The following is a 13,139-nucleotide window of genomic DNA, read 5'->3' on the forward strand; positions in this document are numbered from 1 at the left end:
CCCCCCTTGTGGCGAGCGGGCTTGCCCGCTCGCCACAGATCTGATTTACCGCCGACGCTTCATCAACCAGTAGGCCGCCGGCAGCACCAGCATCGACAACAACGGCGCGGTGATCATGCCACCGACCATCGGCGCGGCGATCCGCTTCATCACTTCGGAACCGGTGCCGCTGCCCCAGAGAATCGGCAGCAGGCCGGCGATGATCACCGCCACCGTCATCACCTTGGGCCGGACCCGCAAGACCGCGCCCTCGCCTATCGCTTCAAGCAAATCGCGGTCCTCCTCGCTTCCTGCGTCTTGGCGCGCCGTCCAGGCGTTCTTCAGATAGAGCAGCATGATCACGCCGAACTCCGCCGACACCCCGGCCAGTGCGATAAAGCCCACCCCCGTGGCCACCGACAGGTTGAAGTCCAGCAGGTAGAGCAACCAGACGCCGCCGGACAGCGCGAAAGGCAGGGTCAGCATGATCAGTCCCGCTTCGCTGAAACGCCCGAAGGTGAGGTAGAGCAGCACGAAAATGATCAGCAGGGTGGCCGGCACCACCCACATCAGCCGGGCATTGGCCCGCTCCAGGAACTCGTACTGCCCGGAGTAGGAGACGGTCATCCCGGCCTTGAGCTTCACCTGCCGGGCCACCTGTTGCTGCAGGTCCCTGGCGGTCGAGGCCAGGTCGCGCCCGCGGACATCCACATAGACCCAGCCCGACAGGCGGCCGTTCTCGCTGCGCAGCATCGGCGGCCCCGCGCTCACGCCGATATCCGCCACCGCGCCGAGGGTGATCTGTTGCCCGCTGGCGGTGAGCATCGGCAAGCGCTGCAAGGCCTGCGGGCTGTCCCGCCATTCCCGCGGGTAACGCAGGTTGATGGGATAACGGGCCACGCCCTCGACCGTCTCCCCCACCGTGCTGCCGCCCACCGCACCGGACACCACCGCTTGCACATCGGCAATGCTCAACCCATAGCGGGCCGCAGCGAGGCGGTTGATCCGGATATCCAGGTAGCTGCCCCCGGTCAAGCGCTCCGCCAGGGCAGAACTCACACCCGGAACCTGCTTGGCGACAGCTTCGACCTGGTGGGCGACCTCATCGATGTCGGCCAGGGATGTACCGGCCACCTTGACCCCGATCGGACTCTTGATGCCCGTGGCGAGCATATCGATGCGGTTGCGGATCGGCGGGACCCAGAGGTTCGACAACCCCGGCACCTTGACCGCCTGGTCCAGCGCCTCGATCAGTTTCTCCGGGGTCATGCCGGCGCGCCATTGCTCACGGGGCTTGAACTTGATGGTGGTTTCGAACATCTCCAGGGGCGCCGGATCGGTGGCGCTTTCCGCCCGGCCGGATTTACCGAAGACGTGCTCGACTTCCGGCACCGTGCGGATCATCCGGTTGGTCTGTTGCAACAGCTCGCCGGCCTTGCTGGCCGGTAGCCCCGGCAGCGCCGACGGCATGTACAGCAGGTCGCCTTCATCCAGCGCCGGCATGAACTCGCCCCCCAACCGGGTCAAGGGCCAGAGGCTGGAAAGGAAGATCAGCAGCGCCAGCATCAAGGTCAGTTTCGGCCATTTCAGCACCGCCTCCAGCAGGGGGCGATAGGCCGCGATCAGCCAGCGATTGAGCGGGTTCTGCTGCTCGCCGGGAATATGACCGCGAATCCAGTAACCCATGAGCACCGGCACCAGGGTCACCGACAGCCCCGCCGCCGCCGCCATCGAATAGGACTTGGTAAACGCCAGCGGGCCGAACAGCCGCCCCTCCTGGGCCTCCAGCGTGAATACCGGGAGGAACGACAGGGTGATGATCAGCAGGCTGAAAAACAGCGCCGGCCCGACCTCCGCCGCCGCATCGCCGATCACCCGCCAATGGGTCTCGCCTTGCAGCTTCTGGCCGGGATGGCGCAGTTGCCAGGCCTCGATATGCTTGTGGGCGTTCTCGATCATCACCACCGCCGCATCGACCATCGCCCCGATGGCAATGGCGATACCGCCCAGGGACATGATGTTGGCGTTGACGCCCTCGATGCGCATCACGATAAAGGCCATCAGCACCCCCAGCGGCAGGGTGATGATCGCCACCAGGGACGAGCGCCAGTGCCAGAGGAACAGCAGGCACACCAGCGCCACCACGCCGAACTCCTCCAGCAATTTGAAGCTCAGGTTGTGCACGGCCCGGTCGATCAGTTGCGAACGGTCGTAGGTGGTGACCAGTTCGACCCCGGGCGGCAAGCTGCTGCGCAAGCTGTCGAGACGTGCTTTCACCGCCTGCAGGGTTTCATCGGCGTTCTTGCCGGAGCGCAGGATCACCACGCCGCCGACCGTCTCGCCCTGGCCGTCCAGCTCGGCAAGGCCACGACGCATCTCCGGGCCGATCTGGATCGTCGCCACCTGGCCGAGCAGGACCGGCACACCTTGCGCCGAGGTTTTCAACGGGATATTGCGAAAGTCCTCAAGCGTCTTCAGGTAGCCCGAGGCCCGCACCATGTATTCGCGCTCGGCCAGTTCCAGCACCGAGCCGCCCGCCTCCTGATTGGCGCTCTTCAGCGCGTCGCTGACCTGTTGCTGGGTAATGCCGTAGGCCACCATTTTCTGCGGGTCGAGCAGCACCTGGTACTCCTTGACCATGCCGCCGATGGTGGCGACTTCGGCGACATTGGGCACGGTCTTGAGCTCGTACTTGAGGAACCAGTCCTGAATCCCGCGCAACTGCGCCAGGTCATGCTGGCCGCTGCGGTCCACCAGGGCGTATTGATAGATCCAGCCGACGCCGGTGGCATCCGGGCCGAGGCTGCTGGTGACGCCCTGGGGCAAACGGCCCTGGGCCTGGTTGAGGTATTCCAGCACCCGCGAACGGGCCCAGTACAGGTCGGTGCCGTCCTCGAAAATCACGTAGACGAAGGAGTCGCCGAAGAACGAGTAACCGCGCACGGTCTTCGCCCCGGGGACCGACAGCAAGGTGCTGGCCAGCGGATAGGTGATCTGGTTTTCGACGATCTGCGGCGCCTGCCCGGGAAAGCTGGTGCGAACGATCACCTGGGTGTCGGACAGGTCCGGCAGTGCATCGAGCGGTGTATTGCGCACCGACCAGATGCCCCAGGCGACGATAAACAGGGTGGCCAGCAGGATCAGGAAACGATTGCCGATGGACCAGTGGATCAGGCGCTTGATCATTTCATGCCCTCCATCGGCTCATCCCTTGGGGCGATGCCTTGCAGGCTGGCCTCCGAATCGAGCAGGAACTGTCCGGACGTCACCACTTTCTGGCCCTCGCTCAGCCCTTCGAGCACTTCGATACGCCCGGCGGACTCGCGCCCGATGCGAATCTCCCTGGGCTGATAACGGCCCTCGTCCTGCGCCAGCATCACCAGGGTACGTTTGCCGGTGCGGATCACCGCTTCGCTGGGCACCAGCAGGCTCGGGGTCGGATCGGGATCGGCGAGGCGCACGCTGGCGAACATGCCCGGACGCAGCTTGCCGTCAGGGTTGGGCAACTGGCTGCGTACCGTCAGGGTACGGTTCTGCGGATCGACGCTGGGCAATACCGCCACCACCCGCCCGGCCAATGTCTGTCCGGGATAGGCGGACAAGGCGACGGACACCGGGGCGCCTACCTGGACGGAGGCTGCCTGCGCCTCGGGGATCGCGCTGTCGAGCCAGACACTGCCCAGGCCGTTGATCCGCGCCAGGCTCATCCCGGCGGACACGCTCATCCCGGCACGCACGTCCAGGCTTTGCAGTTCGCCGGCAATCGGCGTGGACAGGGTCAGCACAGGACGCACCTGGCGGGTCTTCGCCACCTGGGCGATCACCGCCTCGGGCATGCCGAGCAATCGCAGGCGTTGGCGCGAGGCCTGGATCAAGCGGCTGTCGCCACTGGCAAGTACCGCGACGAACTCCAGTTGCGCGGCCGACCACTCGGGTATCAACAGATCCACCAGGGGCGCGCCGGCCGGCAGCACATCACCGGGGGCACGGTCGTAGACGCGCTCGACGAACCCCGCCGCACGGGCTTGCAGGTTGGCGATGTCACGCTGGTTGTAGCCCAGCGAACCGACGGCCTCCAGCCCGCCGGGCAGGCGTTCACGCACCACCGAAGCCGTGCGCATGCCGAGGTTCTGGGCCAGTTGCGGCGACACACTGACGGACGCTGTGTCCTCGGCGCCATCGGCATACTTGGGCACCAGTTGCATGTCCATGAACGGCGACTTGCCCGGCGCGTTGAAATGCTGGGTCGGGTACATCGGATCGAACCAGTACAGCGCCGGGCGCTCCCGCTTGGCGGCATCGGCCGTAGCAGACATCGCGGTCCCGTCGTGGCCGAGCCGGTAGCCCCCGGCAACCCCCAGTCCCGCCAGCGCGAGGGTCAACAAGGCGTAAGCGAACGTCTTCATTTGAGGCCCTCCACATAGGCGTAATACAGGCTGGCGGACAGCTGGTTGAATTGACTCTGTTGGGTGATGGTGCGCAACCGGGCCTCAATCAGTTCGCGGCGGGCAGCGATGACTTCGTTCAGCGGGAGCTTGCCGGCCTTGTAGGACGCCAGCGAAAGTTCGGCGCGGCGCTCGGCCAGGGGAATCGACGACTGTTGCGAACGCTCCAGGGCTTTCTTCAAGCGCTCGAGTTCGGCCAGGCCGCTTTCCAGCTCGGCCTTGTGCTCACGCAGCATGGCTTCCTGTTCGGCTTCCCGTTGCTCGACCGCATGCTGCCGGGCATTGATCCGCGGCCCCTGTCGGGAACCGCTGAACAGCGGCAGGTCGAAGGTGAATTGCAGCGACGCCATGTCGCCGCCGAACTGCCGGTCACGGTGGCCGTAGACCAGTTCGACGCCCCAGTCGGGTTTCTTCTGCGCGATGGCATCGGCCAGCTCGGCGTTGGCTTCGCTGACCCGGGCGGTGGCGGCCTGCAGGTCCGGATGCCGCCCCAGGGTGTGCTGGGTATGCGGCAGGATCGGGCCCCAGGTCGGCGGCCCGTCGGCCAGGGGCTGGTCGGCATCGGCGCCGATCCAGCGGCGCAGCTTGGCCCGGGCCATGGCGATATTCTGCAGCAGTTCGTCACGCCGGTCGGCCAGCGCCAGGGCTTCCTGGTCGGCCTGGAGCAGATCGCCCGCCTGCGCGGTGCCGGCGGCGATACGCGACGGGGTGGTGCTGCGCAACAGCGCGACCTGGTGATCCAGTTGATCGAAGTTTTTCACGCTGAGTTCGGCGTAATACACATTCAGCCAGGCCAGCGCGGTTTGCCGCTTGACCTCCAGCAGCGAAGCCCGGCGCTCGGCTTCGGCAACGTCCACGCTCGCCAGCGCCAGTTGCTTGCGGGCCAGGCGCTTGTCGCTGTTGGGCACGTCCTGGCGCAGGCCGATCTGGCGCTCGGTCATGGAGTCGCCGTTGAAGGAATAACGCCCGGAGCCCTGGATGGGCAGGTCCTGGATCCCCAGCATCAGCTTGGGGTCGGGCAACGCATCGGCAGGACCGACCGAGGACTGTGCCGACTCGACCTGCGCCAGGCGCGCCAGGTTTTCGGGGGCGGTGTTTTCGGCCAGCTGCTGGGCCCGCTCGAAACTCAGCGGCTCGGCCCGGATAGCCACCAGAGGGCTGGCGCCCAGGACAACAGCGATCACACCGGCCAATACGCGGTGTGGGGGAAGGAAAGCGAACATGCTTTCGTCTCCAATGCAGGATCGACGCGCCCGCTGCAAATAGCGGTCGCGATGGCCCCTACGCCGTTTTTCAGCGGCGTGCGGGGGTTCGGATCAGGGCATCAGACGTAACGCGGAGGGCGCCAGAAAGTAGCCGGCTCGGGCTGGAGCACGGCGGGCGGTTGCAGGGTGAGCGGAAGAGGCGCAAGCGGAGTGAAGCTCTTGATCGTCAGGACCTGGAGCAGCCCACCGATCTTGCACTCCTCCCCCGACTTGCAGGACGACTTGGAGACAGCACCGTGCTCCATGTCATTGCAGCAGGGGGAGTGGGTCATTTTCGACCCGGTGTGGTTCATCGACGGCATCGGACAAGGTTCGGCAAAAGACGCGGCCGCGGCCATGCTGCCGAAGATCGGCAGCATCAGGCTGAGCACCAGGGTCAAGATCAGCTGAAACCTGAACATCGAATACGCCAATGAAAGGGATTGCGCTAAAGGATAGGTTACTTAAGCGTCGACAGGTTAAGTGAATATTAATCTTCGTGGGAGCCTTGCCCACCCGTCATTCCGAAACCGCCTGCAACACCCACCCACCCTCTTGCTCCACGATCAGGCCGCAGGCCAGCAGCAGCGGACGCAACCGAACGTGCAACTCGGGCTTGACGAACTCATGCACCCTGGACAGCTCCAACGCACCGGGAATCTCCAGCTCGCTTTTGAAGTACGACAACCAGGCCTTCTTCAGCGCCAGGAGGACCTCGCTTGGGCTGGTCCGGGCGAACTGGCGGTTGACCCGCTTGCCCAGCTCGAACGTGTGCTGGAAGGCATAGCCGGTTTCGACGCCCGCCGCTTCCACGCAACGCAGGCATTTGCAGGCCCCGTCGGCAAACGCCTGGAGCAGAAAGGCGTTGAAGTCCGTCACCGGCTTGAGGGAGAGCCGCTTGTCGGTCTGAAACAAATCGTCCTGCTGTGCCATTTCCGCCATCGTGCCCTTCCTTAACAATAGGTTGCGACTGCCCGCAACCTTTTGGAGTCCCGGGTAAAAAGCCGCGAAGTTAATCCCTTGATTCCCCGATGTCAAAGCAGCGGGTCACTCGCCCTTGTTGCCGACGAACAGACCTTGCTCCCCCGATAACGCCGACTATGCTCCCCCAGACGTAGCGCTGCACGGCCTCGATCCCCATTGACCAGCTCCCGGATCCTGACGTACGGGCCGCGCCACGCCGACTAGCAGGAAGCTATACCAGCCGATGACGCATACGCGTCCGTCGCGCGGTCTTCCCCAGGGAGGGAGCCATGTCCGCCTCTGAACGGTACCTGATCGGCATTCCGGTCTACGACGGTGTCGACCTGCTCGACCTGTCCGCGCCCTACGAACTGTTCAACTGGATGGCGCAGCTCGAACCAGACCTCAACCCCCAGGCACCGACCCGGGAAGTCCGCGTGATCTCGCTCGACGGGCCCTCGGTGAAAACCCGTGACGGGCTGCCCCTGGGTGGCAATTTTCCACTGTTCAGCGACCACACCGATCCGATCGACCTGCTCTGGGTGCCCGGTGGCGACCCGCGTGCACTGCAGCGCCTGATGCTCGACGACACGCGCATGGACTGGCTGCGGCAGCAAGGCGAGGCCGCGCACTTCGCCGTATCGGTCTGCGAAGGCGCGCTGCTGTCCGCCGCGGCCGGCTTGCTCGACGGTTACCGGGCCACGACGCACTGGGCCTTCCTGGCCTGCCTGAAATTGTTTCCGCAGATCGAGGTGGTGCCCGGCTATCCGCGTTTTGAAATCGACCGGCAACGCATCACCGGTGGCGGCATTTCGTCGGGCCTGGATGAGGCCCTGAAAATCATCGAGCTGTTATCCAGCCGGATCGTCGCCGAAACGGTGCAACTGACGATCCAGTACAACCCCCGTCCCCCCGTCAGCAGCGGTGACCCTTCGGTGGCCCGGCCACCGGTCTACAACCCCGGCGACGGTAGTACCTGCAGCTTTCCCGGCATGGCCGGGACCATCGCGCAAGTGCTCGAACGCAAGGCATGACGCACACGCGGCACACCCACCCAGTCACTGGACAACACGGATAAGGAATCACCCATCATGCGCAATCCCTTTGCCGGCAAATGGACCTATAGAAGCTTTCTCAACGACCCGGCGCTGACCGACGGCGATCCGACGAAACTGGCGGCGCTGCTGTTCGCCGAAGGCGTGTGGCAAGTAGAGAACACCGCCGATCGGGAATTCATCGGCGAACTGAGCTTCGGCCCGAACGCAGTCATGGACCTGAAAGGCGTCATCACCCCCGCATACGGCAGCTTCGCGGCCCACGTGCACATCGTCGGCAGCGGTCGCCCCGGCACCTCGACACAGGACTACTTCTACGACTATGACGGCTCACTGACCGAACATTGGCCCAACGGCGTGAACCAGGTGGCAGCCATCACCGGCTCGGTGATCCGGGTCAAACCCCACAACGGCAAACCGGCCGGACTGGTCGCGTCCTTCATCGCGGTCAAGGCCGGCTAGGCGGGACCCGGCCCGCCGCGCCAACCCGCGTCGGACCGGATCCCCAGGCGTCTCAGCGCTCTTCGCGGACCACACCGCACTCCTCGAGCAAGCGCACAAACATGCACAGGCTCTGCGACACCGTGCCCCGTCGCCACACCAGCCAGGTGCGCAAGTAGCGCATGGACTCGGTCAATGGCCAGACACTCACGGTGCTGCAGCCGGGCATGCTCTCGAGCATGCTGCGGGGCATCAGCGCCAGGCCGGCGCCGGCGCTCACGCAAGCGAGCATGCCGTGATAGGACTCCATCTCGTGGATCTTGCCGGGCACCGCGCCGTCCCTGCTGAACCAGCTTTCGAAGTGGTGCCGATAGGAACAGTTGGCGCGAAACGCATAAATGCTCTCGCCGTTGACGGCTTGTGCACGCTGGATGGGCGCATGCTGGAGCGGCGCGATCAGCACCATCTCTTCCTCGAACGCCGGTACCCCCTCCAGTGCCGGATGCAGCACCGGCCCGTCGACAAACGCGGCGGCCAGGCGGCCGGACAGCACGCCATCGATCATGGTCCCGGACGGCCCCGTGGACAGGTCCAGCTCGACCTTGGCGTAGCGCTGGTTATACGCCGCCAGCAGTTGCGGAATACGCACCGCCGCCGTGCTCTCCAGCGAGCCCAGGGCAAACGCGCCCTGCGGTTCTTCACCGGCCACGGTGGCCCGCGCCTCCTGGACCAGGTCGAGGATGCGCCGGGCATAGTCGAGGAAACTCCAGCCCGCCGGTGACAACCGCAGGCGACTTTTCTCGCGGATAAACAGATCCACCCCCAGATCCAGCTCCAACTGCTTGATCCGCGTGGTCAGGTTCGACGGCACCCGATGGATGTGCTGGGCGGCCGCACTGATGCTGCCGTGCTCGGCAACGGCCTTGAAGATCTCCAACTGGACCAGATCCAAGTCATTCTCCAATCGTGAACGATAGGCTCACTATTATTCAGTTTCCAGAAAAGCAATGCCACCGTAATCTGAGGCCGTTCCCACCCCAGCAGGACGGTGCCATGTCTTCGATTTCCAGCCTCACCCATGCCCTGTCGATCAACCCCGCCAACGGCGAACAGGTCGGCCACTACCCTTTCGAGTCCGCAGCGGCCCTGGATGCCGCCCTGGCCCGTGCCGCGGCCGGGTTCTCGCGCTGGCGGCGCACAGCGCTGGAGCAACGCTCGCAGTTGCTGATCGCCCTGGCCCAGGCCCTGCGCGACAACGCCACGGCGATGGCCGAGATGATCACCCTGGAGATGGGCAAGCCTGTCACCCAGGCCCGAGGGGAAATCGAGAAGTGTGCGCAACTCTGCCTGTGGTACGCCGAACACGGCCCCGCCATGCTCAGCGCCGAACCGACCCAGGTGGAAGGCGGCAAGGCGCGCATCGAGTATCGCCCGCTGGGTCCGATCCTCGCCGTGATGCCGTGGAACTTTCCGATCTGGCAAGTGCTGCGCGGCGCGGTGCCGACGCTGCTGGCCGGTAACACCTTCGTGCTCAAGCATGCGCCCAACGTCATGGGCAGCGCTTACCTGCTGCTGGACGCCTTCAAGCGCGCCGATTTCCCCGAAGGCGTCTTCGAAGTCATCAATGTCACGCCGGATGGTGTCTCCCGGGCCATTGCCGATCCGCGCATCGCCGCGGTCACCCTCACCGGCAGCGTGCGAGCCGGCATGGCCATCGGCGCGCAGGCCGGTGCGGCGCTGAAGAAGTGTGTATTGGAGCTGGGCGGCTCGGACCCCTTTATCGTACTCAACGATGCCGACCTCGACGAAGCGGTCAAGGCCGCCGTGATCGGCCGCTACCAGAACACCGGGCAAGTCTGCGCGGCCGCCAAGCGCCTGATCGTCGAGCAAGGCGTCGTCGAAGCCTTCACCCACAAGTTCGTCGAAGCCACCCGCCGGTTGGTGGTCGGCGAGCCGATGTCCGCCGACACCTATATCGGTCCCATGGCCCGCTTCGATCTGCGTGACGAACTGGATCAACAGGTTCAGGACACCTTGGCACAAGGTGCGACGTTGTTGCTCGGCGGTAAAAAGGTCGAAGGCTCCGGCAACTTCTACGAGCCCACGGTATTGGCCGATGTCACCGACCAGATGACCTCGTTCAAGCAGGAATTGTTCGGCCCGGTGGCGTCCATCATCACCGCACGGGATGCCGAGCATGCACTGGCGCTGGCCAATGACAGCGAGTTCGGGCTCACCGCAACCGTTTACACGGCCGATCTGGAGCTGGCCCGCCAGCTGGCCGACGAACTGGAAACCGGCGGCGTGTTCATCAATGGCTATAGCGCCAGCGACCCGCGCGTCAGCTTCGGCGGCGTGAAGAAAAGCGGTTTCGGGCGTGAACTGTCGCACTTCGGGGTACGCGAATTCTGCAACGCCCAGACGGTGTGGCTGGATCGTCGCTGAGGCGATCACGCAGCCTGGGGGCCAGGAGCCACCGGGCCTAGGAGTCTGCGCGGCAGAACTCGCAGACTCCTGATGCGTGTTGAAACGGCCCATGCGAAGATTAGGCATGACCACGAGCTATCGCCCTTACCAACTGTAGTGGTCAACTGATCCCGGACACGATTTTAAGTTTTTCTTCGGCCCGATCTGGTGGCAGCCCGCCGCTGAATTGATGTGGCCGTACCCAGTTGTAGCGGTGCATCAGGTAATCGCTGATGTCGCGCTGGGCTTGCAGCATTGTCGTGTATCCCACCGCCGGTACCCACTCCGTTTTCAAGCTCCGAAACACACGCTCCATCGGCGCGTATCCCAGCAATTTCCTCGGCGGCTCATGCTCTGAAGCATCCGATAGCGCCACAGCCGCTGGCGACAGTGACGGCTGGTGTATTGCGATCCTTGGTTGGAGTGAAACAACAGGCCTTGAGGCCTCCCTCGCTGTTCATGCGTCATGCGCCATATCCAGCGCCACCAGATTCGTCAGCTCGGCTTTCATCAGGCGATCGTACGAAATCATTGTCGTACGGCCACATAGTTCCACCATCAGCGCAGTGCGCGTCACACCTGCACTGACGTACTGCTGCTCCAAAGGTGACATCTCAGCGATGTGCGTCCCTGAAAAAACGAACCTGACGTCGTGACGTTTCTTGAGAACTCTCAGCACTGCTAATTGCTGGCCTTGGGCGGCCTTCAGGTTAGGATTACTGAGGGTGGAGTAATCGGAACTGTCGAGGTAGATAACCGTTGGCTCGGTGGCTGGCATTTCCATGTCCCCGTCGATTGACACGCGTTGGCACAGGCGCCGGCAGGTAACCTCGCCCCCCTGATGATCTGAAAAAAACCTCATTCCGCCAGCCCAATCCCCGCACGCGCTGCCTAACCCAGGCGCCTTGTGGGCTCACCACAGCCAGCGATTACGGGCCAATAGCCGAGGTCGACCAGATAGCGATTTTGGATGACTATCAGCCACCGCCGATCCGCTGATGGTTGAAGCAGTGAAAAGTCGCCGGACAGCTACATATCCAAAAATTTTCTGACGCACCGCTTCTCCCAATGCGTAGTTTTGCATAAATTGCTTCGGTCGCTGGGCCGCCCCGAACTCAGCTGAGCAGCTACTGGCGGAAGACGTTTCACAGCGCTAGTCATCAAACATTTAACCAGGTCGCTTTTACATGGCAGTTGAGCTTGATTTTCTAACCACAGATCCAGAAGAAATGGAGCTGGCAAACCGCTACTGGGCAATGAACGAGTACGGCGAGTTCTTGATGCCCCTGAAAGACCTCGTACCGTTCAAAGAGATCAAGCAGCCTGCACAGCTGACCAAATTCGTGCGGACGCTTTGCCTCGCTTACGACTTGAACGATATCTGCAAATGTGGAAAGCCGCACCGGGCCAACGGCCGCTCAAACGTGAGCAGGTCTCAACGTCAATCGCACCATCCGTGCGAAGCGTGCCTTCAGAGGCAATTGCTGGAGAAGCAAGAGAGGGAAGCTGCAGAAAGGGCCGAGCTCGAAGCGAAACTCGCTCCGCATATTGAGTGGATGAAGAGTCGAACGCTTGTGTATCGAGAGCTGGCAGATGATTCGGTACTGGTGCTGCGGGCCTTGCATGCCTCCGTGGGCTCTCGGTTGTGGAAGGGCCGATTCACTCATGAAGACTGCAGTGACTTGTCGCCCTACGCCAGTGGAGGATTCGTCAACCGCCTCTACAGGGAAGGTGTGCTAGGGGATGACCCGGAAGCAGCTTGGCAAGGCACTTATTACCAGAGCGAAGGTGAGGTTCGGATCCGGCTGGAATACGCCAAACTGTTCTTGCCGCCCGATTTTGAATTCGGTTCTGGTGAGGAAGCATTCAGCCTGCTCATTGACAGGGAATTCACAGACTCTGAAGCACTGAGCACGCTGTGGCTTGATTACGCCTGTGATGACGTGACGCGATACCTGATGGATCAGTGCGAGCTGCACAATCAATTAGTCGAGCCTGTCGCATTTGTGAAAATCCAGGACACCATTCGTCATGGCTTGCGCACTTACAGCGTATCTCAGCTCTGGTTCATCGTCTGGAAGGTCGTCCGCGATGCTGCAGCCTTGTCCAGACGTTCCTATTACAGCCAAGAACGCGCTACTGCGACCATCGCTACGAAGATTCGCAAGCAACTTGAACTAGCCGACCAAACGGGCGAGCTGCGTGACACCTGGAGCCGTCCCCAGCCCCATATCGTAGGGACGCTAGGTATGGTGTTCAACGAGCTGTTTGGCATTGATGAGCGCTCGTCGGGCGAGTCGGTGCTCTACATGTTTGCTCAGATGGGTAGGCAACAGGAGGGAAATAGCGATATCCACGAACTCGCAGCTGCCTTCATGAGAGACACGATGGACAAGGACACACCTCTGCAGGCGCTGGAAGCATTTGCTGAGTTGATCAGATCTGGGCTGACCACTGAAGGTGCTTTGGTCGAGGCTGTTCAACGGAACCCCGAGCTTTTTGCAAACTGACCCATTCATCGCTCCTCTCATACCAGGCTCCTCGCT

11 protein-coding genes and 1 pseudogene are annotated in these 13,139 nt (G+C 63.2%); 4 read left to right on the plus strand and 8 right to left on the minus strand.

Annotated elements, in window-relative coordinates; genetic code table 11:
• Positions 1-45: 45 nt before the first annotated feature.
• From UCMB321_RS00575 to UCMB321_RS00595, 5 genes are all read right to left on the minus strand, one after another.
• On the minus strand, positions 46-3,165 hold the full coding sequence (locus UCMB321_RS00575) for an efflux RND transporter permease subunit (RefSeq protein WP_040063018.1): 3,120 nt from the start codon (positions 3,163-3,165) through the stop codon (positions 46-48).
• The gene (locus UCMB321_RS00580; RefSeq protein ID WP_040063021.1) at positions 3,162-4,385 is read right to left on the minus strand and encodes an efflux RND transporter periplasmic adaptor subunit; all 1,224 of its coding nucleotides are present in this window, start codon (positions 4,383-4,385) and stop codon (positions 3,162-3,164) included. Before UCMB321_RS00580 ends, UCMB321_RS00575 begins: the two co-directional genes overlap by 4 nt.
• A complete protein-coding gene (locus UCMB321_RS00585) occupies positions 4,382-5,647 on the minus strand; it encodes a TolC family protein (RefSeq protein ID WP_040063022.1) in 1,266 nt (421 codons plus the stop codon). Before UCMB321_RS00585 ends, UCMB321_RS00580 begins: the two co-directional genes overlap by 4 nt.
• Before the next feature lie 101 nt (positions 5,648-5,748).
• The gene (locus UCMB321_RS00590) at positions 5,749-6,090 is read right to left on the minus strand and encodes a hypothetical protein (protein WP_040063025.1); all 342 of its coding nucleotides are present in this window, start codon (positions 6,088-6,090) and stop codon (positions 5,749-5,751) included.
• Positions 6,091-6,187: 97 nt separating this feature from the next.
• Positions 6,188-6,610 (minus strand): hypothetical protein, encoded by a 423-nt coding sequence (locus UCMB321_RS00595; RefSeq protein WP_040063027.1) that lies wholly within the window; start codon positions 6,608-6,610, stop codon positions 6,188-6,190.
• A 311-nt stretch (positions 6,611-6,921) separates the two neighbouring features.
• Between UCMB321_RS00595 and UCMB321_RS00600 the strand changes: the two genes are divergently transcribed.
• Complete coding sequence (locus UCMB321_RS00600; RefSeq protein ID WP_040063028.1) at positions 6,922-7,665, plus strand: DJ-1/PfpI family protein; 744 nt, start codon at positions 6,922-6,924, stop codon at positions 7,663-7,665.
• A 57-nt stretch (positions 7,666-7,722) separates the two neighbouring features.
• Positions 7,723-8,148 (plus strand): hypothetical protein, encoded by a 426-nt coding sequence (locus UCMB321_RS00605; RefSeq protein ID WP_040063031.1) that lies wholly within the window; start codon positions 7,723-7,725, stop codon positions 8,146-8,148.
• A gap of 52 nt (positions 8,149-8,200) precedes the next feature.
• Here the strand turns inward: UCMB321_RS00605 and ptrR are convergent, their stop codons facing one another.
• Positions 8,201-9,079 (minus strand): putrescine utilization regulator PtrR, encoded by an 879-nt coding sequence (gene ptrR / locus UCMB321_RS00610; protein WP_040063531.1) that lies wholly within the window; start codon positions 9,077-9,079, stop codon positions 8,201-8,203.
• Positions 9,080-9,180: 101 nt separating this feature from the next.
• Between ptrR and UCMB321_RS00615 the strand changes: the two genes are divergently transcribed.
• A complete protein-coding gene (locus UCMB321_RS00615; protein WP_040063033.1) occupies positions 9,181-10,572 on the plus strand; it encodes an aldehyde dehydrogenase family protein in 1,392 nt (463 codons plus the stop codon).
• A gap of 142 nt (positions 10,573-10,714) precedes the next feature.
• Here UCMB321_RS00615 and UCMB321_RS30525 read toward each other — a convergent pair.
• Both UCMB321_RS30525 and UCMB321_RS31675 read right to left on the minus strand, forming a co-directional pair.
• Positions 10,715-11,061 (minus strand): annotated as a pseudogene (locus UCMB321_RS30525) (integrase core domain-containing protein); the annotation flags it as partial.
• The gene (locus UCMB321_RS31675; protein ID WP_425338514.1) at positions 11,051-11,377 is read right to left on the minus strand and encodes a hypothetical protein; all 327 of its coding nucleotides are present in this window, start codon (positions 11,375-11,377) and stop codon (positions 11,051-11,053) included. The pseudogene UCMB321_RS30525 and the gene UCMB321_RS31675, both read right to left, overlap by 11 nt.
• Positions 11,378-11,780: 403 nt before the next feature.
• On the opposite strand from UCMB321_RS31675, the gene UCMB321_RS00630 reads away from it, so the two are divergent.
• On the plus strand, positions 11,781-13,103 hold the full coding sequence (locus tag UCMB321_RS00630) for a hypothetical protein (RefSeq protein WP_040063036.1): 1,323 nt from the start codon (positions 11,781-11,783) through the stop codon (positions 13,101-13,103).
• The last annotated feature ends 36 nt before the right edge of the window (positions 13,104-13,139 follow it).

The organism is Pseudomonas batumici, from assembly GCF_000820515.1.
Lineage (GTDB): Bacteria > Pseudomonadota > Gammaproteobacteria > Pseudomonadales > Pseudomonadaceae > Aquipseudomonas > Aquipseudomonas batumici.